This is a genomic window from Ruegeria sp. BA12 (assembly GCF_056539625.1).
The window spans coordinates 532598-555965 of record NZ_JBQFVF010000001.1 but is presented as its reverse complement, the minus strand read 5'-3'; the positions used below and the strand labels follow the sequence as shown (position 1 = coordinate 555965).

20 protein-coding genes and 1 riboswitch are annotated in these 23368 nt (G+C 57.2%); of the genes, 8 read left to right on the top strand and 12 right to left on the bottom strand.

Annotated elements, in window-relative coordinates:
- Positions 1-3: 3 nt before the first annotated feature.
- Positions 4-1224: a sodium/glutamate symporter gene (gltS, locus tag ACR0B0_RS02795; protein ID WP_170348330.1), complete on the bottom strand. Its 1221-nt coding sequence runs from the start codon at positions 1222-1224 to the stop codon at positions 4-6.
- 1 nt (position 1225) lies between these two features.
- Positions 1226-1747: a DUF6446 family protein gene (locus ACR0B0_RS02790; protein WP_480646320.1), complete on the bottom strand. Its 522-nt coding sequence runs from the start codon at positions 1745-1747 to the stop codon at positions 1226-1228.
- 91 nt (positions 1748-1838) lie between these two features.
- On the opposite strand from ACR0B0_RS02790, the gene ACR0B0_RS02785 reads away from it, so the two are divergent.
- Positions 1839-2471: a MarC family protein gene (locus ACR0B0_RS02785; RefSeq protein ID WP_170348328.1), complete on the top strand. Its 633-nt coding sequence runs from the start codon at positions 1839-1841 to the stop codon at positions 2469-2471.
- Between the two features lie 8 nt (positions 2472-2479).
- Here the strand turns inward: ACR0B0_RS02785 and ACR0B0_RS02780 are convergent, their stop codons facing one another.
- Positions 2480-3409, bottom strand: a complete 930-nt coding sequence (locus tag ACR0B0_RS02780; RefSeq protein WP_480636261.1) for a glycine--tRNA ligase subunit alpha — start codon at positions 3407-3409, stop codon at positions 2480-2482.
- Positions 3410-3614: 205 nt separating this feature from the next.
- Between ACR0B0_RS02780 and ACR0B0_RS02775 the strand changes: the two genes are divergently transcribed.
- Complete coding sequence (locus tag ACR0B0_RS02775) at positions 3615-5354, top strand: serine protease (RefSeq protein WP_480646318.1); 1740 nt, start codon at positions 3615-3617, stop codon at positions 5352-5354.
- A gap of 50 nt (positions 5355-5404) precedes the next feature.
- On the opposite strand, the gene ACR0B0_RS02770 is transcribed toward ACR0B0_RS02775, so the two are convergent.
- From ACR0B0_RS02770 to metZ, 5 genes are all read right to left on the bottom strand, one after another.
- Entirely contained in the window at positions 5405-6979 is a 1575-nt protein-coding gene (locus tag ACR0B0_RS02770) for a thiamine pyrophosphate-binding protein (RefSeq protein ID WP_480646316.1), read from the bottom strand.
- Entirely contained in the window at positions 6979-8427 is a 1449-nt protein-coding gene (locus tag ACR0B0_RS02765; protein WP_170348324.1) for a TrkH family potassium uptake protein, read from the bottom strand. The genes ACR0B0_RS02770 and ACR0B0_RS02765 overlap by 1 nt, the downstream gene beginning before the upstream one ends.
- Positions 8428-8477: 50 nt before the next feature.
- On the bottom strand, positions 8478-9155 hold the full coding sequence (locus ACR0B0_RS02760) for a hypothetical protein (protein ID WP_480636256.1): 678 nt from the start codon (positions 9153-9155) through the stop codon (positions 8478-8480).
- A gap of 277 nt (positions 9156-9432) precedes the next feature.
- Positions 9433-10536, bottom strand: a complete 1104-nt coding sequence (gene folE2, locus ACR0B0_RS02755) for a GTP cyclohydrolase FolE2 (protein WP_170374801.1) — start codon at positions 10534-10536, stop codon at positions 9433-9435.
- Positions 10537-10704: 168 nt separating this feature from the next.
- Positions 10705-11895 carry an O-succinylhomoserine sulfhydrylase gene (metZ, locus tag ACR0B0_RS02750; RefSeq protein WP_170374799.1) on the bottom strand — a complete coding sequence of 397 codons (1191 nt, stop codon included), beginning with the start codon at positions 11893-11895 and terminating at the stop codon, positions 10705-10707.
- A 65-nt stretch (positions 11896-11960) separates the two neighbouring features.
- A riboswitch (SAM riboswitch) is annotated at positions 11961-12038 on the bottom strand.
- A gap of 122 nt (positions 12039-12160) precedes the next feature.
- On the opposite strand from metZ, the gene ACR0B0_RS02745 reads away from it, so the two are divergent.
- On the top strand, positions 12161-12859 hold the full coding sequence (locus ACR0B0_RS02745; protein ID WP_480646313.1) for a glutathione S-transferase N-terminal domain-containing protein: 699 nt from the start codon (positions 12161-12163) through the stop codon (positions 12857-12859).
- Between the two features lie 322 nt (positions 12860-13181).
- Here ACR0B0_RS02745 and ACR0B0_RS02740 read toward each other — a convergent pair whose 3' ends face one another.
- The 4 genes from ACR0B0_RS02740 to ACR0B0_RS02725 form a co-directional block, all read right to left on the bottom strand.
- Positions 13182-14135, bottom strand: coding sequence for a BMP family protein (locus ACR0B0_RS02740; RefSeq protein WP_480646311.1), 954 nt, complete (start codon positions 14133-14135; stop codon positions 13182-13184).
- Between the two features lie 89 nt (positions 14136-14224).
- Positions 14225-15157, bottom strand: coding sequence for an ABC transporter permease (locus tag ACR0B0_RS02735; RefSeq protein ID WP_480646309.1), 933 nt, complete (start codon positions 15155-15157; stop codon positions 14225-14227).
- Between the two features lie 3 nt (positions 15158-15160).
- The gene (locus ACR0B0_RS02730; protein WP_480646307.1) at positions 15161-16246 is read right to left on the bottom strand and encodes an ABC transporter permease; all 1086 of its coding nucleotides are present in this window, start codon (positions 16244-16246) and stop codon (positions 15161-15163) included.
- Positions 16243-17667, bottom strand: coding sequence for an ABC transporter ATP-binding protein (locus ACR0B0_RS02725; protein ID WP_480646757.1), 1425 nt, complete (start codon positions 17665-17667; stop codon positions 16243-16245). Before ACR0B0_RS02725 ends, ACR0B0_RS02730 begins: the two co-directional genes overlap by 4 nt.
- A gap of 268 nt (positions 17668-17935) precedes the next feature.
- Between ACR0B0_RS02725 and gcvA the strand changes: the two genes are divergently transcribed.
- The 5 genes from gcvA to ACR0B0_RS02700 all read left to right on the top strand — a co-directional run bounded on the left by gcvA (position 17936) and on the right by ACR0B0_RS02700 (position 23315).
- Positions 17936-18862 carry a transcriptional regulator GcvA gene (gene gcvA, locus ACR0B0_RS02720; protein ID WP_170348315.1) on the top strand — a complete coding sequence of 309 codons (927 nt, stop codon included), beginning with the start codon at positions 17936-17938 and terminating at the stop codon, positions 18860-18862.
- Between the two features lie 97 nt (positions 18863-18959).
- On the top strand, positions 18960-19643 hold the full coding sequence (locus ACR0B0_RS02715) for a DUF1989 domain-containing protein (RefSeq protein WP_170348314.1): 684 nt from the start codon (positions 18960-18962) through the stop codon (positions 19641-19643).
- On the top strand, positions 19633-21144 hold the full coding sequence (locus tag ACR0B0_RS02710; RefSeq protein WP_170348313.1) for an amidohydrolase family protein: 1512 nt from the start codon (positions 19633-19635) through the stop codon (positions 21142-21144). Before ACR0B0_RS02715 ends, ACR0B0_RS02710 begins: the two co-directional genes overlap by 11 nt.
- Before the next feature lie 15 nt (positions 21145-21159).
- Positions 21160-22047 (top strand): polysaccharide deacetylase family protein, encoded by an 888-nt coding sequence (locus tag ACR0B0_RS02705; protein WP_170348312.1) that lies wholly within the window; start codon positions 21160-21162, stop codon positions 22045-22047.
- Positions 22044-23315 carry an amidase family protein gene (locus ACR0B0_RS02700; RefSeq protein WP_170348311.1) on the top strand — a complete coding sequence of 424 codons (1272 nt, stop codon included), beginning with the start codon at positions 22044-22046 and terminating at the stop codon, positions 23313-23315. Before ACR0B0_RS02705 ends, ACR0B0_RS02700 begins: the two co-directional genes overlap by 4 nt.
- Positions 23316-23368 lie beyond the last annotated feature (53 nt).

Below are 23368 nucleotides of genomic sequence, written 5' to 3'. Positions count from 1 at the left end.
TCCTTAGAAATTAACGATCGTCTGAATGACGATGGCATTGGCGATATCCACAAAGAAGGCGGATACAAGGGGCAGCACGATAAAGGCAATAGGCGACGGGCCATATCGCTTGGTAACTGCGGTCATATTGGCGATAGCGGTCGGGGTCGCGCCCAGTGCAAAACCGCCAAACCCCGCAGACAGTACGGCGGCGCGGTAGTTGCCGCCCATCACCGGAAACAGAACCCAGATCACGAACGCCACGGCAAACAGGGTCTGCGCACCCATGATAACGACGATGGCCAACCCCAGTTCGGCAATGGTCCAAAGCTGCAGGCTCATCAGCGACATGGCCAGAAACGCGCCCAGCGAAAACTCGGATATCAGCGCCAGCGAGGGGGTCCGGGACACCGGCGGCGCGTTGGGGGCCAGAGCTGCGCGAACATTGGCAATGACGATCCCCATGATCAGGCAGGGCACGAACAAGGGCAGTTTCAACCCGGTAGCCGCGATTGCCTCGCTCAAAAAATATCCGAAGATGATCGCCAGATTCAGATAAAGCAACACGCGCATGATGGTCAGGTGGTCGATCATGGTCTCGGCCTCGGTGGCATCATCCGGCAGCCCAACTGTGTGTTCTTCGTCCGGGCGTTCCGGGGTCAATTTCTTGCCTTCGACCAATAGACGGGCAATCGGCCCGCCCACCAGCGCAGCCAGCACAAGGCCAAGCGTCGCCACGGCCACGCCGAGTTCAGTCGCGCCCTCAAGCCCGGTGACTGCGCCAACCTCAGGGGCCCACGCGATGGCGGTACCATGCCCGCCAATCAGAGACGCAGAGCCAAAGAGAACCCCAGCTTGGGCCGGATAGCCAAAGGCAACTGCTCCGGCGGCACCGACGGCATTCTGGGCAACGATTGTCACCAACGTCAGAATGAGCAACAGGAACAAAGGCTTGCCGCCGGAAATCAAATCGGCAAGCCGCGCATTCAACCCAATTCCGGCAAAGAACACGATCAGCAGAAAATCCCGCGAGGCAAGGTCGAACGTCAGCTCAAGCCCTGCCACGACATACAGAATCAGCAATACAAGAGACGCCAGCAACCCGCCGGTGACAGGCTCAGGGATATTGAATTGACGCAGCGGAGCGACCCGAGAGTTGATCTCGGCCCCAATCAGATAGACCGCAATGCCAAGCGTGGCGGTCAGAAAATTGGGAATGTGAAGCATTTCCTCGACTTCGGGCATCTCAGTCCCCCGGCCGTGGCGGGCATTCCTCGCCCACAACCGTTCCATCATAGGCTTTTTCACCGCAATTGTTCAGCGCGTGCCAGACATAGCCTTTGCCATCTGCCGTCACGGCCACAATGCGGTCCACGCCATAGTGTATGTTCTTGGCCCCCAAAAAAGCTTGCGCCTGTCCAGACTTCAGAGCCTCGGCAATGGCAACCGCGTCGTAGCAGTCAAACCAGCCCGGAGCGGTCAGCGGTTCGGGGTTTTCGACCGGCTGAAAAGCCGCAAGATCATCGCTCGTCATCTCGGTCTCAAAACACGCCCGGTATCGGATCGGAGAGCTGTCCGCATCAATCGCGTGAAACGCCGTGTACGGGATCGGCTGGGGTTCCTCTGCCCCCTCAACAAGCAATTCCACGTCCTTCCCTGGCTGGGGCGCGACGTCATAGTAGAACCCGTACACCTGAAGGTAATACATGCCCACCCCGGCCAAAGCCGCAGAAACAATAAGGATGATTGCAAGCAGTTTTCCGGTCATCTTCTCAACATCCCGATCACGCGGCCTCTTTCAACTTGGCGGAAAATAGGCCAGTTTCCAAACTGATACAGGTCGGAACGAGGCTATTCGAATGGACATGACCCTTGCCGTTGGGTTCTTCGGCGCGCTGTTTGCGATCATGAACCCGATTACAAATCTGCCCGTCTTCCTGAGCGTTACCGACGGCCTGACGCCCGCTGATCAGCGCAAAGTCGCGGCGAAAACAGCCACGTATTGCCTGATCCTGGGCGGAGCGTTTGCGGCCATTGGCAATCAGACGCTTGGCCTGTTTGGGATCAGTGTCGACGATCTGCGTGTCGCGGGTGGTCTGGTCGTTCTTATGATTGGCCTGAACATGCTGAACGGCAACGAAAGCACCTCGCACCACGGAACCAAGGGGGAAAAGCAAGCCTACCCCGAACCCGCGACGGTGGCGTTTTACCCGCTGGCCTTCCCCATTCTGGTCGGGCCCGGCACGATCACAACGTTGATCCTGTACGCTCACCATATTTCCAAGCCCATGGACGCCATCATCTATGCGGGCGTGTTTCTGGTGGTTCTGTTTTTGTTGTTCATCACCTTCTGGAACGCTTCGGCCCTGGCCAAACGCCTGTCCGACAACGCGCGCGTAATCATGAGCCGTTTCATGGGCATGATCCTGTCGGCCATCGCGATCAGCATGATCGCGGATGGCCTGAAAGTGCTGTTGCCGGGATTGGCCTGAGCGCGCCATCAAGCCTCGAACCCGGCTGCCCCGGTCTGTACAAACGCATCGGCACATTGTTTGGCCAGCGCCCGGACCCGGCCGATATAGGCCTGCCGTTCGGTCACCGAGATCACGCCCCGCGCGTCCAGCAGGTTAAAGATGTGGCTGGCCTTGATGCACTGATCGTACGCGGGATGCGCCATCACGATACGCTTGCCGGTTTTGGGATCGTCATGGTCCTGCGCCAGAATAGCGGCGCACTCGGCCTCGGCCTCTTCGAAATGGCGCAGCAGAACTTCGGTATTGGCCACGTCAAAGTTCCAGCGGGCGTATTCCTCTTCGGTCTGTTTGAAGATGTCGCCATAGGTTAGCGGGCTGGGTGATTGCGGATCGTTAAAGGGCATGTCCATCACGTGATCAATGCCCAGCACATACATTGCCAGACGCTCCAGACCATAGGTCAGTTCACCCGAAACGGGTGTGCAGTCATGGCCGCCGACTTGCTGAAAATAGGTGAACTGGCTGACTTCCATGCCGTCACACCAGACCTCCCAACCCAGACCCCAGGCGCCCAGTGTGGGGCTTTCCCAGTCATCTTCAACAAAGCGGATGTCATGCAGGTCCATATCTATACCGATGGCCTGTAGGCTGCCCAGATACAGCTCTTGTAGATCCGGCGGGCTGGGTTTGATCAGCACCTGATACTGGTAATAGTGCTGCAACCGGTTGGGGTTTTCACCGTATCGCCCATCGGTTGGTCGGCGCGAGGGTTGCACATAGGCCGCCGCCCACGGCTTTGACCCCAAAGCGCGCAGCGTCGTCGCCGGGTGGAACGTACCTGCACCGACCTCCATGTCATAGGGCTGCAGGATCGCGCAGCCCTTCGAGGCCCAATAGGTCTGAAGTCGCAGGATAATTTCCTGAAAAGAACGTGGTGCGCTGGACGGTTCGGTCATGACATTCCCTTTGGGCACGTCTGCGCCCGGTTCCGGTCGGTTTTGTCCTTCCTATGCAAGGGGCCAAGGGGCGTCAACGGGCCAATCGGGTTGGGCTGTCACTGCACCGCCACACTGGAAATTCCCCGTATTCCAGGCATGGCTTTCTGCGGTTCAATTCGCGTAGTCTGCCGCAAAGCTAAAACACTGCGAACACGGGCAGACAATGACACGCATATTCACTGCAATTCTGTTTCTATTTTCAATCGGCGCAAGTGCCGTATCAGCGCAACAGGACGCTGGCGTCTGGGTTCAGGTCGAGGCGCGCCCTTCGCTGCGCGAGGCACAAGAGCGCGCGCAGGCTTATTCAAGCCTCTTGCCGGACGTAAACGGGTTTCGCCTGAACTCTGGCTGGTATGCCATTGTTATCGGGCCTTATTTGCGCAGTGACGCTGAACAGGTTCTGGACGTTTACCGGGCCGAAGGGCAGATACCGGCTGACAGCTACATAGCCTTCACCAGCTCTCTGGGTCAGCAGTTCTGGCCAGTCGGTGCGAATATCCTGAACCGGGGCGTGGTGACACCGCCCGTCGAAAATACTCCACAACCGGAAGCGACCGTTTCGGGGTTGTCGGCTGAGCCCGCAGATGAAACCCGCTCGCAAGCCCTACAGTCCGAACGCCTGCTCACTGCGCAAGAGCGTCGGGATTTGCAGACAGCCTTGCAGGCCGCAGGGTTTTACAACGCCACTATCGACGGCGCGTTTGGTCAAGGCACGCGCCGATCGATGGGTGACTGGCAACGATTCAACGGTTTTGAAGCCACCGGCGTTCTGACCACAGCGCAGCGCAAGTCGCTGATGGATGACTATAACGCGCCGCTGATCAGCGTCGGCATGGCGCGATATTCGGACCCGCAGGCCGGTATTGATCTCGACCTGCCGTTGGATGTTCTTGCCTTTGACCGCTATGAGGCCCCGTTCGCGCATTTCAAAGGCACCACCGACCTGGATGCCAAAGCGCTGCTGATCAGTCAGAAAGGCGACAAGGCGACCCTACGCGCGCTCTACGAGGTCATGCAATCGCTAGAGATCGTCCCACTGGACGGCCCCCGACAATTGCGCGGTGATCGCTTTACACTGGAAGGTAGCGGGAACGGGGTTGTCTCGTACACCCAAGCCGCGCTGAAGGACGGCCAGATCAAAGGCTTCACGCTGGTCTGGCCCGAAGGGGATGAAGCCCGCCGGGCACGGGTTCTGGCCGCGCTCAAGGCCAGCTTCACCACAAACAGCGCCGTTCTAGACGCAGGGGCCGGTGCAAATGCCGAGCAACGGATCGATCTTGTTTCCGGCCTGCAAATCCGCAAGCCGCGCCTGTCCCGGTCCGGCTTTTTCACCGATGCTAGCGGTACAATCCTGACGGTATCCGAGGCCACCGACAGCTGCACACGGATCACCCTGAACGACGATCAGGAAGTTCAGGTCGCCTGGGCCGATGCTGATTTGGGCGTGGCCGTTCTGCGGCCCCGGAACAACCTTGCGCCGATCAGCGTCGCGGAATTCGGCACCGATCAACCGCGCATCCAATCCGAGGTCGCAGTGTCGGGCTTTTCGTATCAGGGCGCACTGGGAGCGCCGACGCTGACCTATGGCCAGATCACTGACGTGCGCGGCCTGAACGGAGAAGACGGAGTGAAACGTCTGGCGATGGCCGCCCAGCCGGGCGATGCTGGCGGACCTGTTTTCGATGACGCCGGTCAGGTTGTCGGCATGTTGCTACCCACTCCGTCCGATGGGCGCACCCTACCCGCCTCGGTCAGTCTGGCAGCCACGGCTGAGCGGTTGAACGCGGCGCTTGAACAGGCAGGCGTCTCGGGCCAACCGGGTCAATCGACTGCCGAGATCTCACCCAACGAACTTAGCCGCAGAGCCAATGGAATGACTGTTCTGGTGCATTGTTGGGATTAATTTGATCCCCAAAAGTGGAACGCCGCCCCTTTGGGCGGCGTTTTTTTTGTTTACACGATATCAGGCGTTACGCGGATCAGGGTTGGAACCGGCGCGTCAAAGGCCGCGCGCACTGCAGTCTGCATCTCTGCCAAACTGGTAGGCGCGGCAGACAGGGCCCCGAAAGCCTCAGCCAGTTTGCAGAAATCCGGGTTGTGGGCGATCACCGCGTTCGGCGCGATCTGACCTCGGACCATGCTGTCCTCGATCTCTTTCAGCTTGCCGTTGTCCCATAGGATAATGGGCAGTGAAAGACCCAGCTCGACCGCTACACCAAGTTCCATCATCGTATAGTGAAACCCGTAATCCCCGGCGATCACGGCTGTTGGTTTGCCCCGACGCGCAACCGCACCGCCAATACCAGCGGGCAAGCCATATCCCAGCGTGCCAAAGCCGGTCGGGTGATGCCAGTGATAGGGATAGGCCATGTCCCAGACCTCTTTCCCGGCATAGGCGATTTGGGTCATGTCGGAATAGATCATCGTATCCGCCGGCATGGCATCGCGCAGAGCATCAAGCACCGGAACGATCCCCGGCCGCTCGGCATCGACCTCGGCGCGCCAGCGTCTGCGTGCGTCGGTGATTTCTTCCGGCGTCCAACCCGTTGCAGGTTTTACCTTGTCAATCGCACCCCACAAGGCATGCGCAAAGCTTTCCCCATCAGCCTGCAGCTTGATGCCTGCACGATGGTGATCGGACAGAACCCTGGGATCAAGATCGACCCGCACCAGATGAGCGCTGTGCCCCAGGTTGTCGCGCCACAGATCGACCTCGCCCAGTTCGGCACCTACGGCGACTACAAGGTCAGCGGACCCAATCACCTCGGCGCTGCCGGGGCGCGTCAGCATGGCACCAAAGTCCAACGCATAGCCCTGCCCGGCCATCCCACGCCCAGCAAAAGTTGTGAAGCAGGCTGCTCCCAGTTCCGTCAATATCTGCCGCCACAGATTAGACCGCGCGCCACCGCCCAAAATGAACAACGGCCTGCGCGCGATATTCAACAAAGACATGACCGGAGCAATATCGGGCGGCAAAACCTTGGTGCGCAGCCCCGGCTGATTGGGAAACGGCGCGGGGTCGGCATCGGCCTCAAGCTGGGCAATCGGCACCTGAATATGTTTGGGGCGCGGTCGGGACAGTTCGAACTCTTCAAAAGCACGCTCGACCAGACCATAGGCGGCCTGTGCGGAATTGGCCTGCCGCGACCAGTCAGTCACGGTTTCAGCCGCCCCAAGCTGATCCTTCATCTGATGCAATTGCCCATGCACCGCTTGCGTTTCATCCAGACAAGAAGACATCACCAGCAGTGGCACCGAATCCGTATAGGCCTGCCCCATCGGTGTCATGATATTGCACAGCCCCGGCCCGGTGATCACATAGGCGACGCCCGGCTTGCCGGTCGCGCGGGCATAGCCATCGGCCATGAACCCGGCCCCCTGTTCATGCCGGGCCAACACATGTGTGATGCCAGCTTCTTCGATGCCGCGATACATTTCCTGATTGTGAACACCCGGAATGCCAAAAATCACGTCAACGCCCCGATCTTTCAACATATGCGAAATCTGGGCCCCCAAGGGTCTTTTCATTAGTTTCTCCAGAATTGGACGGTGAACAACGCGTAGACGGCCAGCAGTTCCAGCCGTCCGACCAACATGCCGATGGACAACAACCATTTGGCGGTGTCATTCAGCCCGGCGAAATTTCCTGCCGGACCGATCTGGCTGCCCAGTCCCGGCCCCACATTGGCCAGTGCGGTCGCAGCCCCCGAAACCGAAGTGATGAAGTCCAACCCCGTCAGCGCCAACGCCCAGGCCAGCACACCCAGCGACAGCACGAAGAACATGAAAAAACTCATCACCGAAGTCAGGACATCCGTCCCGATCGTGCGCCCGCCATATCGCGGGGCAAAAACGCCATGCGGTGACCGGATACGGCGAATTTGCGTTTTGATCGACGCAAACAGCAGCTGATACCGGAAAATCTTGATCGAACAGGCGGTCGAGCCCGCGCATCCGCCGATCAGACCGATCAAAAAGAACAGCATGACCGGGAAACTGCCCCACGTCATGTAATCAACGCTGGCATAACCCGTACCCGAAATGATCGAGGTGATGTTGAACAGCGATTCCCGGAACGCCTGTTCCCAATGATGTGGAAAGACTACGGTTAGGAACACCGCCATGACCACGACCAGCACCAGGATTGTCGCCAGGAATGTCTGTATCTGGCTGTCCTGCCACAGTGAGTTCGTGTTGCCATTGGCGAATTGAACATAGCGCACGAAAGGCAGCGCCGCGAGGATCATAAAGACCGCAGCCGCATACTCGGTCGGCCCCGAGAAACTGCCGAAGGACGTGTCGTAGTTCGAGAACCCTCCGGTCGCGATGGTTGTCATCGCATGCACCACGGCATCGAAAAACCCCATCCCCAAGCCGGCGTAGACAAGCGCGCAGACAAAGGTCAAAAAGACATAGATCAGGGATATCTGCCCAGCGATCTCTTGCGCGCGCGGCAGGATTTTCCCCATGGTTTCAAACCCTTCCGAACGGAAGATCTGCATCCCCCCCACGCGAAGTTCGGGCAGGAACACCATGGCGACTACAATAATCCCAATGCCGCCCAGCCATTGCAGCAATCCGCGCCACAACAGCAAACCCTGTGGCAGATTATCAAGCCCGGAAATGACAGTCGAACCAGTAGTGGTCAGCCCCGACATTGCCTCAAAATAAGCATCGACAAAGCGCAGCTCGGTCTCGCCGAATAAAAACGGGATTGCGCCGAAAAAGGGCAGCGCCACCCAAACGCCGGTGGTCAGCAAAAAGGTCTGACGGATCGTCAGACCTTCGCCCACTCCGTTCGAACAACTGATGGACAGGATAACCCCCGTCAGCATGGTGATCACGCCGCTTCCCAGAAAAACAGGCCATTCGCCCCGGCCTTCGATGAAATCCGCAAGCATGGGAAGCATCATGGTCGCCCCAAGAATGGCGACCAACAGGCCAATCACATATCCAACCGGGCGCATATCCGTCATGAGGCGCAGCGTTGGCGCGCCTGCACGACTGTGTCAAGCGGATGTCCCGTTTACTCGTCGGTTTTGCTGACGGGTGTGGGCATTGCGGGCGGTTTTGAAGGCGCGCGCGTCCGGTTCTGAGGTGCCGCAGACTTGGCTGTATTCGCCAGAGGCGCCACAGGTTTCGCCTCGGCTTTGGGGGCCACAGGCTTGGCGGCAGGTGCAGCCGTTGGTTTTGCCGTCACCGATTTCGCCGCCTGCACTTTGGGCGCGGCTGGCTTGGCTGTGGCCTTGGGTGCGGCAGGTTTCGCTACTGCCTTTGGAGCCACGCGTTTTGCGGCAGGTTTGGGTGCGGCAGGTTTTGCCTCGGGCTTGACGGCCGCAGGTTTAGGCGCTGCAACCTTGGCCACTGCTGGCTGGGAGGCCGCATTTGCTACAACCGGTTTAGGTGATTCGGCTTTTGGGGTCGCTGCCGTCTTGGCCCGAACGCGCGGCTTGGACTTTGGTGCGGCGGTCGTTTTGACCTTGGCTACAGGCTTGGCAGCTGCCGCCTTGGATTTGAATTCCGGTTTCTTTTTGGCAGGTGCAGGAACCGACGAAGACGCGTGCAGAGCATTCACTGGAACGAAAGGCAGCTCCATGGCCGAATTCGCCAAAATCTGCATGATCTTCAGTTGGTTGCTGACTGCATAACCGGCCAGTCGAATGGCCGCCGCCTGAAACTCAAGCGGTTGGGTAATCGGATTCATTAGTCATTTCTCCTGTAAAAGCGAAGCAACCTTCCAAGAAAAGAACCGCTCTGCCCCACCCCGGTATTAGGGGCGAGTGACCAAGGCCTGAAATCCCCGGACATCGCACGTCGCGGCTTCCTTTTCAGAGTGGCCCGAGGGCTGACACGCCCTCACACCATGGCTGCGTTCACGGATAGTTTAACGCGAAACACACTGCGCGTGCAGAAATATTGCTGCAATGCGGCAATTTTTCGCCAATTGGATCAAAATGAGACAACAGGATGCTCTTTTCGATCTACCCGATGTGAAACAGGGTCGAGAACAAGCGTGGATCCAAGCTGGCGGAAACAAAGGTTGGCCCTTCGGTCAGCACCGACACTGCGTCGTGGCTGTGCAGGCTTTCCTGATGGCTGGCCACAACACGGAAATCACCGACATGATGATCGGCCAGAAGCTCGGCACAAAACAAGCGCGCGGCGTCTTCGACAAAGATTGGGTTCGCGGCATTCAGCTCGGCAAAGGCCTGTTCGTCCTCGCGCTTGACCATCACTTGCGTTTCGGTCGGTACGGCGCGGCGGCACAGGGCAATCAGATCTTCGAACCACAGGCAATCTGCTTTGCAATCAACAACAACGGAAATCCGCGCAACAGAACGCTGGGAATGCGGTGTCGCCAGTTGCCCCCGTGTGGACCGCGCATGTTCGCTCAGCTCAAGCGAACATGGACAGGTGGACGAATAGACATAGTCCAGATGGATGATCTTCTGACGTACGCCGTTTTGTTCGACCAGTTCCAACGCGATGTCGTAATACTGATACCCTTGCAAACCCGATCGCAGGCTTTCCACCCGGTCCGGGTAGGAAAACCGCATCTGGATACGCGCATCGAAACTGTCCAGATCGGTCATATAATCGTCCAGCGCAGCCTCCATGACCTCAAAACTGAACGTACGCTCGGCATGTTTGTAGAACGAGCGCATGATGCGGGACATGTTGATGCCCTTCTTTTCGGCATCAAGGCTGACCGTTCCGGTGACCGAGGTTTCAAGCGTGAGATCCTCACCATGTTTACGGTGGAACCGAATCGGCAAACGGAAATTAGAAATGCCCACATGCTGAATTTGTTGCATGGCCCCGCGGATCAGGCTGGACGGTCCGTTTTGAAGGTCCGGCAACGATGCCCGATAGGCCGCGTCAACTGTGAAGTCTTCGGCATATTCTCGCGACAGCGAAGGATAATTCACCGGAACCAGTCCAGGCACGAGGCGCGCAATTGCAGGATCAAGCTGGCTGATCTCAGCTTCACTCGCGGACTCGGCCCATTTGCGCAGCGTTCTAAGCGCGGCGGCGGCGTCTTCATTGTCAGGTGCGTCTTCAATGGTGCGGGGGTACACATTCATCGAACGGGGTTCCTCGGTTGGTCGCCGGACTATATACAGGTTCGACGCTTTTTCCAGTTTAACCGTATACGCATTAAAGTACGGCCCGGATGAAAATCCGCAAACATCGCGGGAGTTACGCCGCGTTTACGCAGTTTCACCCAAGGCATAACAGGATATAGAGCGTAGTTAGCGCTGAGAAACGTCCAAAGCGCGCTTAATATCGGCAAGCAGGTCGCCCGCATCCTCCAGACCGATGGACAGGCGGATCAGGCCGGGAGTAATGCCCAACTCGTCTTTCTGCTCATCGCTCAGCCGTTGGTGGGTCGTGGTCGCCGGATGGGTCGCAATCGACTTGGCGTCGCCCAGGTTGTTCGAAATCACCGGAATCGTCATCGCGTTGAGGAACGCAAACGCAGCCTCCTTTCCGCCCTTGATATCCAGCGACAGAACGGTGCCGCCCTTACCGCCCAACTGTGATTGAACCAGCGCATTCTGCGGATGCGTCTTTAGCCCCGGATACAATGTGCGTTCCAACGCGGCGTGACCCTCCAGTGCCTCAGCCACGATCTGGGCCGTCTCAGCCTGAGCATTGACACGCAGGGTCATCGTTTCCAGACCTTTCAACATGATCCAGGCGTTAAACGGGCTCAGCGCCCCACCGGTGTGCTTCAGATAAGGCTCAACGGTGCCGCGGATGAAGTCCTTGGTGCCGATGATTACGCCGCCCAGCGCACGCCCCTGCCCGTCGATATGTTTGGTCGCCGAATAGATCACAACATCCGCACCCTGCTCGATCGCACGCGAAAACACTGGGGTCGAGAACACATTGTCCACGACCACCATCGCACCAACTGCGTGGGCCAGTTCGGCTACGGCCGAGATGTCGATCACCTCAAGCGTCGGGTTCGACATGGATTCAAAGAACACAGCCTTTGTGTCGGGCCGGATCGCCGCTTTCCATTCGTCCAGATTGGTGCCGTCTACGAAAGTTACATCTACACCAAACCGGGTCAGGATATTCTCGACAATATACAAGCATGAGCCGAACAGCGCCTTAGCCGAAACGATGTGGTCGCCTGCCTTCAGCATCGAGGTCAGCGCGCCGTTGACAGCCGCCATGCCCGAAGCTGTGGCGAAAGCATCCTCGCCCCCCTCAAGCGCCGCGATACGCTGCTCGAACATCGACACGGTGGGGTTGCCATAGCGGGCATAGATGAACTCATCCGGGCCACATTCCAGAAAACGGGCCTCGGCCTGTTCGGCATTCTCATAGACGAACCCCTGGGTTAGAAAGATCGCCTCGCTAACCTCATTGTATTGGCTGCGGCGGATGCCGCCATGGACGGCTTGAGTGCGTTTGTTCCAGCTTTCGCTCATGTCATTCCTCTCGACCTTTGCCCGGCAAAGGCATCAAAAAAACCCCAGACGCGGTCAAGCGAAAGGGGCCTTTCATCCTGACCTTTTAGCGGTGTTGTTTAGCGTGGCCCGCAATCCGGTAACAAATCGCCACGTAGCTCTGCGAGAGGCAATACGCTTCGGGCGGTTTGCCGTCAAGCCCGGCGTTCCCCCGGTCACGGTTGCGTAATCGGCCCTTGCCGCCCCGTCAGAAACCCGCATGATCCATTCAACAAAAGGAGGGCACATGGCGGACCCGATTGATCTGTATTTTTGGCCTACCCCCAACGGGTGGAAGGTATCCATCGCGTTAGAAGAGATGGAGTTGCCCTATTCCACGCATCTGATCAACATCGGCAAGGGCGATCAGTTCGACCCCGAGTTCCTGAAGATTTCGCCCAACAACCGTATGCCTGCAATCTTTGACCCTGACGGGCCCGACGGCGCGCCGGTTTCCGTGTTCGAAAGCGGGGCAATCCTGATGTATCTGGCTCGCAAAACCGGGCGGTTTTATGGCAATACCGAGCGTGACCGGATCGCGGTCGAAGAATGGCTGATGTGGCAGATGGGCGGCGTTGGCCCGATGGCCGGTCAGGCGCATCACTTCCTGAAATACGCACCCTACATGGACCCACCGCAGGACCTGCCCTATGCAAAAGACCGCTACCGCACCGAGGTCGGGCGTTTGTACGGCGTGCTGGATCGACGGCTGGCCGACAACGAATATGTCGCGGGCGACTTCTATTCCATTGCCGACATGTCAATCTGGGGCTGGGCCAGCCTATGGGAAGGCCAGCAGCAGGTGTTAGAGGACAAGCCGCACTTTACCCGCTGGCTGGAGACGGTCAGTGCCCGTCCCGGCGTCCAAGCCGGTCGCGCACTGCATGCCGAATTGCGTGCAGATAATCGTGACAAGCAGTCGCAAGAGACCTTGTTTAAGCGATAAATCAAATCGATCCAGTTTCCGCTGTGAGCCCAGTTCGACCGATGCTGCAATGCGCATAGATGTCTGGTCATAGATTTTGCAAGGATGATGTTGATTGAGCGTTTTGCATGGTTGGATCTTAGGCAGTCCTGGATTTGTTCCTTTTCGGGTGTTGTCGACCTAATAAACAGGAATAGAAAGCATAGCGAATCCGGCGAAATTGGGGGTAACGCAATCCCACGCGGTACAAGCGAAAGGCTTCAATCATTGATTTCTCTAACAATAAAAAATGCCCCCAGACTTGGGGGCGAGATTTATAAGAGGAGCGATTACAAGAGATGCCTTATTGTGGATTCACAACCAAAGTACCGGAATTCATGGCGTCGATCAGTTTGTTAACTTCATCGACAACGTCCACCGGGATGTCTGGGTGGAACGACCCGATCCGCATGGCCAGTTCATTGCCCATATCCGCCCGGTAGAGCGCACCTTCCAGTTTGCCAGCAGCTGCCAGTTCCAGGTAGGACCGCATGTTGCCTCGGACATCTAGAATAGCGGACTGTAGTATTTCCGGCCATTCGTTGATCGCATCACGATAGATGCCGATGCCATAGACGCCTTTTTCCTGAACAGCCTGCATGGAGCCCAGCGTCGCGCTGTCCATTGTCGGCCAGACGACATCGGCGCCTTGGGAAATTTGGTTCAAAGCAGCTTCTTTGCCCTTGGCGATGTCATCCCAGTCGCCGGTCCAGGTAACCAAAACTCTGATGTCCGGATTGGCCGCTTTGGCCCCCGCTTCATATCCAGCAACCGTGTCGGTCGTGAATTTGAACTGTTGCGCCGCGATGATGCCGATGGTGCCTGTGTCTGACATGGAGCCCGCGACGTAGCCCATTAGATAAGCGATTTGGCTGAAATAGAAATCCGCGTTGGCAATGTTGTCTTTTGTGCCCAGTCCGTTGTTCACCATGAACATGGTTTCTGGGAAGCGTGCTGCGACACGTTCCACTGCGTCCTGGAACTCTCCGCCGTGACCGATCACAAGGTCATACCCTCGGCGTGCGTAGTCGCTCAGGACTTCGATTTGTTCCGGCTGATGCACGCTTTCGGAAAAAGCGGCTTCAAAGCCAAGCACTTCACCTGCCTTGGTGAGACCTTCGAATCCGGCTTGGTTCCAGCCATTATCAGAAATCGATCCGGGCATAACGATCGCGGCGCGTTCGATCCCGTCAGCGACCGCAGGCCCGGCCAACATCAGTGCCGCAAGCCCCGCCAATAGTTTGGACTTTAATTGCATTGTTGTTCTCCCATATTGGATATGTGTTGTCAGGGTGACGGGAGGATCGCGACGTGAAAAACGATGGTTTCTCACGTCACGGCTGAGATCTATCGATGCTCCCGGTCGTAGGGGAGTCCAACGCTTGCAGGTGCGCTGGCCTTGGCGCCGAGGACCACAAGTGCGATGAGCGATGCGAGGTAAGGCAAGATCAGGAAGAGCTGATAGGGAACCTCTGGCGAGGTGAATTGCAGTTTGAATTGCACCGCATCACAGAAGCCGAAGAAAAGCGCCGCGCAGATCGCGCCGATGGGCGACCAACGTCCTAAGATGATTGCCGCAAGCGCAATGAAGCCTTTGCCCGCACTCATGCCTTCCGCAAACACATAGACTTGCGATAAGACCAGATGCACCCCAGCAAGTGCCGCGAGGGCACCGCTGACTGCAATTGCGAGATATTGCATGCGAAAGACAGGAACCCCAGCCAAGTCCGCGGCCTTCGGGTTTTCGCCAACGGCGCGAAGGTCCAGACCCTTGTGGGATTTCATCAGCCAGAACCAGGCGGCTATTGCCAATCCGATCAAAAGGTAGAACAGCGGATCCTGGGAAAACAGGGACGGGCCAACTACGGGAAGATCTGACAAGTAGGGAATATCGATCTGCGAGAACCCGTCTACCCGCGCCCCTCCGGCCTGAGCTCCAAAAATATGACGGGACAGAAAAGCTGTGAGTCCGGCCAGCAGCAGGTTGACGGCGATACCGCCAACCAGCTGGTTGATGCGCAGCCAGATCGACATATACCCAAGCAGCAGGCCTGAGAGCAGGCCGCAAATGATCCCGCATCCGAGCCCGATCATGGCGGAGCCCGTTGCGAAAGAACCAGCAGCGGCGCCGAGCGCACCGGCGAGGATCTGACCTTCGAGGCCGATGTTGTACAGCCCGCCACGTTCCGCAATCACCCCGCCAAGGGCAGCAAAGGCAATTGGCGTACCCAATCGGGCGGTTCCGGCAAGGACGTCGCCCAGCAAAACAAGATCAATCATAGCCTATGCCTCTTTCTTTTGGCGTTGTGTTTGGCGGCGCAGCCGCCGGTTTTTTGCCAGGGGTTTCAGAACGGATGTTAACCTGGTTCGCGGTGTCACGAGGGCGGCGGCGACCAGAACCACAACAAGCCCCTCGACCACTTCAATGACGGAACTGTCGACCCCGACGGCACGTTGCATCGTTCCCGCGCCAGCAGAAAGCCCGGCAAGGAACAGCGCGGTCAAAGGCGCGACAATTGGGTTAAGAGCCGCAAGGAAGGCGACGACAATTCCGTCATAGCCGTAGCCATCGCTAAACAGGTGGAACAGGCGGTACTTCAACCCAATCACCTCGATTGCGCCGGCCATGCCTGCAAGGCTGCCGCCAATCAACATGGCGCGTATGATGGTCTTTTTCTGGTCCACACCGGCATAGGCCGCAGCGCGGGCATTACGCCCCACAAGGTCCAGTTGGAAACCCGATGGCGTGAAGCGCAGCCAGAAATACAAGATGACCGTCATGGCCAGCCCGAATACAAAGCCCACATGGGTATCAGATCGCGGCATCAGAATAGGCAGGCGATAGGCTTCTGAGACTTCCTCCGAATAAGGATATGGCGCGCCTTCGGCCAATAGCGGCCCTGCCACGGCGTAGCTGACTATGTGGATTGCAATGAAGTTCATCAGCAGCGTGACAATGACCTCATTCGTACCCCGATAGGCTTTTAGATACGCGGGAATTGCCGCCCAGAACGCCCCGCCGGCGGCGGCGGCGACAAATATCAGCGGCACGCCAAATAGACCGGGCAGATCGGGGATGGCCAAAGCGAAGACGGCGCCGAACAACCCACCAATATAGATCTGCCCCTCGCCACCGATGTTGAACACACCGGCGCGCATCGGAATGATTACGGCCAGCCCCGCCAGAAGCATCGGTGAGGCTTTGACCAGCGTATTGGAGAAACCCCAGTAATTCAGGAAAGATTCCAGAAACAGAACCTTATAGGCCTCAAACGGGTTGTGCCCGTCGAGCAGGATCAGCACGCCGCCAACGCTCAGCGCTAACAGTAAGGCAATCGCAATCCGGCGTTGCATGGTAAATCTGTTCATTGTACCTCCTCCGGCGCTGCGGTCATCAAGAGCCCGATGTCTTGAAGAGTTGTGTTTTCTGGATCGACAACACCCTTGATCCGACCAAAGGCCATCACGGCGACACGGTCAGAGATGTCGAGCACATGTTCAAGTTCAGTGGAGATATAGAGAACCCCCACGCCGCTTTGGGCGACGGCGCGGATCTGGTTCTGAACAAATTCCGTTGCGCCGACATCAAGCCCTTTAGTCGGCTGCACGACGACCAAAAGATTGCGCGCCCGGGCCACTTCACGGGCCAGAACAATTTTTTGTTGATTGCCACCGGATAGAGCCGAAGCGTTCAATTTTGGGTCAGGGGGCCTAATGTCAAAGGCCGCGACCACGTTGCTTGCGATCTTGTGCATCGCACGCCGGGAAATCAGACCGCCAGACATGAACCTGTCTTCGCCAATGGATCGAAAGGCCAAGTTTTCTTCGACACTGAGCGAGAGGACCAAGCCTTCGGCATGGCGGTCCTCGGGAACGAAGCCTATGCCATCTGCAATGCGCGAAGCGATGGAGGCGCTTGATATCTCCGTGCCATTAAGGTGGATGGCGCCGCTAGTTTGCCTTTTGAGGCCGGTGATCACCTCGCTCAACTCCGTCTGACCATTGCCATCGATCCCAGCGATTCCAAGAATTTCGCCAGCCTTCACGGAGAGGGTCAGATCCTGCAGGATTTCCGCCCCGCCTGGATCGATCAGGCAGACATCAGAGACAACCAGAGCGTCCGGTGCTGAGCTGATGTCATTGCGCGCCTTTTTGGCCTTGAGCATCACGACCGTTTCGCCGGTCGGCTTGTCTCCCATCATAAGCGCTGACATCTGGGCCATGGGCGTGGTCGCAACCGGAAGAACTCCCTCGACACGCCCATGGCGCATTATCATGACGCGATCGGCAATTTCGCGGATTTCATCGAGCTTGTGGCTGATGAAAAAGACAAGGCAGCCGTTGGCGACCAACTTGCGCACTCCTTTGAGAAATGGCGCGACTTCGGTCGGGGCAAGAACGCTGGTGGGTTCATCCAGGATCAGGATCGATACATCGCGAAACAGCGCCTTAAGGATTTCCACCCTTTGCTTCATGCCCACAGGCATTTCCGTGACACGGATGTCGAAATCGACGTTAAAGTCAAAGTCGCTGCAAAGCTGCCGAATGCGCGCCCGCGCTTCGGCACCCCGCTTTGTGCTGGGCAAGCCGATCAGAATGTTCTCTTCGGCGTTCATCGCGCCGACCAGGCTGAAATGCTGGTGGATCATGCCGATCCCATGCTCAATAGCTTTTGCTGGGCTGGTCACCGAAACAGGTGTTCCGCCCAATTTGATTTCGCCGTTATCGGGCTGATACAGGCCGATCAAAACGCTTGCGAACGTGGTTTTACCTGCTCCGTTCTCACCCAAAATCGCAATGCACTCGCCCTTCGAGGCCAGCAGATTGACATTGTGCAATGCACGAACGGCGCCAAACGACTTGTCGATGCCAGTGACTTTCAAAAATGGATCCAAGACAACCTCCCAACTTTCACGCAAATTCAAGAGAGAATGCCCTATCTTCTCAAATTAGATGTTTTCACCTCACAGCTGAGAATTTCGCCCACATGTGAGCCGGCAATCGGGTTAGAGTGGAGCGACGAATTAGCATCGCATCAGGAGAGCAAAGCCGCGCGTCATGGCGAAGATACCGTCGTTGAAAAGTATTCAGGCCTTCGAAGCGGCCTGCCGGCATCTGAGTTTCAAGGATGCCGCCGATGAACTATGCGTCACTCCGACTGCCATTTCTCATCAGATCAAATCGCTGGAGGATCAACTTGGGGTGCCCCTGTTTCACCGGCTTACCCGCGCCTTGAAACTGACGGAGGATGGGGCCAACTACGCGCCCCACATCATTGAAGCCTTCAAGAACATTGAAGCCGCCTCTCTCGCGCTGGAGGAAGACGACCTTGCGGGCACATTGACAATCTCAACAACCGGGTCTTTTGCCGCCAATTGGCTTAGCCCGCGGCTGCGAGGCTTTTACGAGAAATACCCGGATATCTCGGTAAGGGTTCTGTCTAGTGATCAACTGGTGGATTTCAAATCCAGCGATGTGGATGTGGCTATTCGGTATGGCTTTGGCGATTATCCTGACAGCAATGTGGCTTGGGTCTTGAATGACTGGGTGGCCCCTGTCTGTAGCGTGGAAAAGGCGAAGTCACTGGGTTCCCCCGAAGATCTTCTGAAGTCTCGTCTGATCGAATACCAATGGAGCGGGTTTTCTGATGCGGATCCGAGTTGGGAGCGATGGATGGACGCGGCTGGCTTGCAAACTAGTGACGTCGAGCCCTATGTCACCTATTCCGAGGAACACATCTGCTTGCTGACGGCAAGCGATGGTCATGGTGTGGCCTTGGTCAGCCTTTTGGCCGCCGCGCGTTTTCTGGAACGCAATATGCTGGTCGCCCCCTTTGACGCGGCATTGAAGAACAAGAGCTATTTTCTCGTCTGCCCGGAAACTTACGCCAATCGTGCACGCGTTCGTGTGTTCCGGGAATGGCTATTGGACCAAGCAGATGAGTTTCGCGACAGCGTCGTCGGTCAAAGGTTTTTTGAAGAATAGCGCGTCTGCAACGATCTAATCCGTCGCTTGAATTTTTGTCATTTCTAAATTGCCGAGAAGCATGCGTTTCTGAACCCCTAATCAGGAGTTCTTGCGCATGCATAGTTTTGACCCTTCCCAACCCGATGGTTTCAATCAAACTCTGGACAGCACAGTCTCTGCCGACGGCGTCCCGGTCATTGCAGAACGGTATACAGTGCCAGCACGTCGCGGCGTCGCGGTGCGTTTGACAGCCGAACAAACTTTGACCATCACCAATCCGACCGGCTGGCAAGTCTGCGATTTCTGGGCGTTCAATGCGGCAGAGCTGCATGAATATTTGTCCATGCCGCATGTGCATACGGATCTTCTGTCTGTTTTCCCAAAGATCGGTGACAGGTTGGTCAGCAATCTGCGCAATCCTCTTCTGACGCTGACCCAAGACACATCGCCGGGTGTTCATGACACAACGATCGCCGCTTGCGATGCCAACCGGTACAAGCAAATGGGCGTCACCGATTACCACGACAATTGCGCCGACAACTTGAGGCAGGCCTTGCTTGCTATCGGGAAAAAAGCACCGCATGTGCCAGCTCCGTTCAATCTGTGGATGAACGTACCAGTTCACCCAGATGGCAGCCTTGCCTGGGCTGCGCCAGTGTCAAAGCCGGGGGACAGCATGACCTTCAAAGCTGAGATGCCAGTCTACGCCGTTATGTCGGCCTGCCCGCAAGATATCACTCCAGTCAACGGGGACGAAGGCAAGCCGAGCGCACTGGAATTTGTTGTTCATGACGGCTGATGGCGGCGACATATTTTCTGCCCGCTGGATCATCGAAGATGCCTTTCACAGTCACGACGACTTCGCGCTTTATGTTCTAGACGGCAGAATAGGTGGATTGGCGCCTCTGGCCGTATTGAAGTCACGTTATCCCAGCGCAAGGGTGCACTTGGACACAAACACGGCGATCCTGCCCGGGTTTGTGAATGCGCATCACCATTGCTATGGGGTGAACCTGATAAACCAAGGGATACGGGATGACCTGTTAGAGCCTTGGATTTTCGCCTCCGCTGGCGCAGCCGACGTTGCGCCGCGCCTCGCCACCGAATACGCGGCAATGCGCTTGCTGAAGAATGGGGTAACGGCTGTTGTGGATGCCTGCACCGCGGGTCAGACAGCGGCCATTGCCGAAGCGAAGATATGGGACAAAATCGCCGTATATAACGGGCTTGGCCTGTCTTGCGCCATCGCGCCGGGCGAGAGATGGCACAACCAGCTTGTACATCCATATGGGCAAAGCCAGTCGTTTCTGACTACCTTGCCCGAGGTTCTGCGATGCAAACTGCAGCGCCAGCACGTTGCGCGCGCACGTATTGAACCGCAAAGTTTTGTGCGGCTTCTGTCCCGGATGCATGGCGAATACGCGGCTTCAGAATGCGCTGATGTGTGGTTTGGTCCCACGGCACCGCATTGGACGGGCCGAGAGACCCTGCGCAACATCGCCAGGAAGATTCGCGAAAGTGGCCAGCGCATTCACACCCATGCCGAGGAGTCTCGACTGCAACACCTGTCGGCTACAGCCTGGAGTTTTCAGGGTGCCATTGCAGAATTGGGCAAAGTTGGCCTGCTCACTGACGGCTTGTCTTTGGTGCATATGGTCTGGGCGGACGAAAAAGATCTGGCGCGAGTGGCCGAGGTGCGGGCGCATATCGTGTGTAATCCCAGCTCCAATTTGCGGCTGCGTTCCGGCATTGCACCCGCGCCATTGATGAAGCGGATGGGCATCAACCTCGCACTGGGGATGGATGGGACCAGCCTGGCAGGTGATGACGACATGTTCGCCGAAATGCGTCTGGCGCAAAGCCTTTATTGGTCAAGTGATCGGGCGAACCCTAGCCTGACCGCGAAGGATGTTTTCGACATGGCCACTATGGGTGGCGCGCGTTTGATGGGAATGGATCACAGCATCGGAAGCCTGTCCGTCGGCAAGCGCGCCGACTTTGTGATCCTGCGCCTGGACCGTCTTGAAGGTCCCTGGTTGGACCCCGGCATTGATCCGGTTGAGCTGTTGGTCAGCTCGGCAAAATCTACGGATATCCAGAGCGTCTTCACCGGCGGACAACTGGCCGTTTCGCACGGCGAGACCAAAAAGTGCGACGAAAAGATAATTCTTCAAAACATCACCGACGGCATGCAGCGCGCCGCGGATCAAAGGCTGAGCGCTAGTGAATATGCCGCCGTCAAATCCGCATTGCAGCGCTGGTATGACGATTGGCTGACGAACAACGCCCAGCAATTGTGACAGAGGAGCAAGACCATGCAGAAGAAAATAATCTGGCCAAACGGCGCGCGATGCGCCTGTGCGATCACCTTTGATATCGATGCGGACAGCCTGATCCATATCGCAAGGCCGGTCGATGGGCATGATCGCCTCTATCCGATCTCCATGGGGCGCTACGGGCCGACGGTTGCCATCCCTCGGATTCTAGAAACCTACAAACGTCTCGGGCTGAAACAGTCCTTCTTCGCCCCCGGATGGGTCGTGGAGCAATATCCAGATGCAATGCAAGCCATCCTGAAAGATGGTCATGAAATCGGCCATCATGGCTATTTGCACGAAGACCCGACAAACCACAGCGCGTCTGAACAAGCCTATTGGTTCGAACGCGCGCTGGAGTCGCATAAGCGGGTTCTGGGCAATGTTCCAAAAGGCTATCGCGCACCGGTTTACAATGTGACGCAAGCCGTCATCGACCTGCTGAACAAGCATGAATTCGACTATGACAGTTCGCTGATGGCGGATGATGTGCCATACCTCATGCGATCAGGCGGCCGGACTTTGGTCGAACTTCCATCGCATTGGGGGACCGACGACTGGCCGCAATTCGCCCACTATGAGGAAATTGGTTACATGATGCCCGTCGCCGGGCCACGCGCCGGGCTGACCCCATTTTGGGAGGAATTCGAAGCCCAATACGAAGAAGGTGGCTTCTGGATTGGCATCTGGCATCCCTTCCTGACCGGGCGTTTGGCGCGGTGGCGGCAGGTGGAAGACTGGATGGATTCTGTCTTGAACAGGGGTGACGTCTGGTTCGCTACTCTCGGAGAGATCGCACAGCACGTGCGCATGCAATATGAGGCAGACCGGCAAAGCGTACGGGTTGAAGAACTGCCTTATTATCAGACTCCGGTTCTGACGGCATGAATATCCTTCAACGGACGCGCGACTTTCTGGATTCGCTCGACGCGCATCGCGAGATATTCCTTAGCGTTGCGCCAGATAGACTGTTGCAGGATGCCCGATCCGCCGCCGCGCGGCAGGCCGAAGGAAGGCTGCTTGGCCCGTTGGACGGCCAGTTTCTTGCGGTCAAGGCCAATATCGACGTGCAAACGTTCCGAAGCCATGCGGGATCCTTGGCCATCGATCCTCAACCAGCAGACAATGACGCCCCGATCGTCGCCAGGCTCCGTTCTGCGGGCGCGATCGTCTTAGGCCATGTGAACATGTCAGAGTTCGCCTTCTCGGGGCTCGGAGTTAATCCGCATTTCGGCACCCCTCTGAATGTGTTGGACAGCACAATGGTGCCTGGAGGGTCCTCGAGCGGATCGGCGTCAGCCGTTGCCATGGGCTTGGCCGACATCGCATTGGGCACAGATACCTCCGGCTCCGTGCGCATTCCGGCCGCCTGTCAGGGCCTGGTGGGGTTTCGCCCAACTATGGACCGCTATGAAAGCGCCGGGATTTTACCTCTGGCGCCTTCTATGGATACGCCAGGCTCACTCGCTTTAAACGTCAGTCAGATTTGCGCTGTGGATCGCGCTTTGTCGGATTGCAAAGAAACCGGGCACGCCCGCCGTCAAATTCTGTGCCTGAGGGAAGATGCCCTGGTGGGATTCACCCCGGAAATCAAGGCTATGTACGAACAGGCTCAGCAGCATTTGTCCGAGCATGGCATCGAATTGGAAAGAGTTGATATCCGAAGTTTCACTCGTGTCACGGAGGTCTTCCAAACCTGCGGAACGCTGGTGAGTGCCGAAGCCTTTCGTCTTCTGCCAAGTTTGGTCGGAGACCAGCAGGCCAGACTGGACCCAAATGTGCAGGATCGGCTTGCTCAGGCGGCTTCAATACTTGGCAAAGATCTGCAGGCATTGCTCGAAATCCGGCGGGCCCTCATCCCGGACTTTGGCAGGGAACTGGCAGGGAAGATGCTGCTTTACCCGACATTGCCGTCGTACCCGCCGTCTGTTCAGGCCGTGACCCTCGATAAAGGGGTCTTTGCACGGGAAAACGCCCTTATCCTGTCGGTATCGATGAAAGCTGCTTTCCTCAATGCGCCAACAATTTCCATTCCATTTGGAGAACGGAGACCGGGGGTCAGCCTATCCTTGAGCGGCGGCGCAAACAGGGACGCGGATGTACTTGCGACGGCGTCTTATCTGGAGAAGATTTTTTCAGCGATTAGAGATGGCTGAGGTCATTTCACTCCATTCAGAATTCTCTTCATTTGTACCTGCGCGTCACTGGC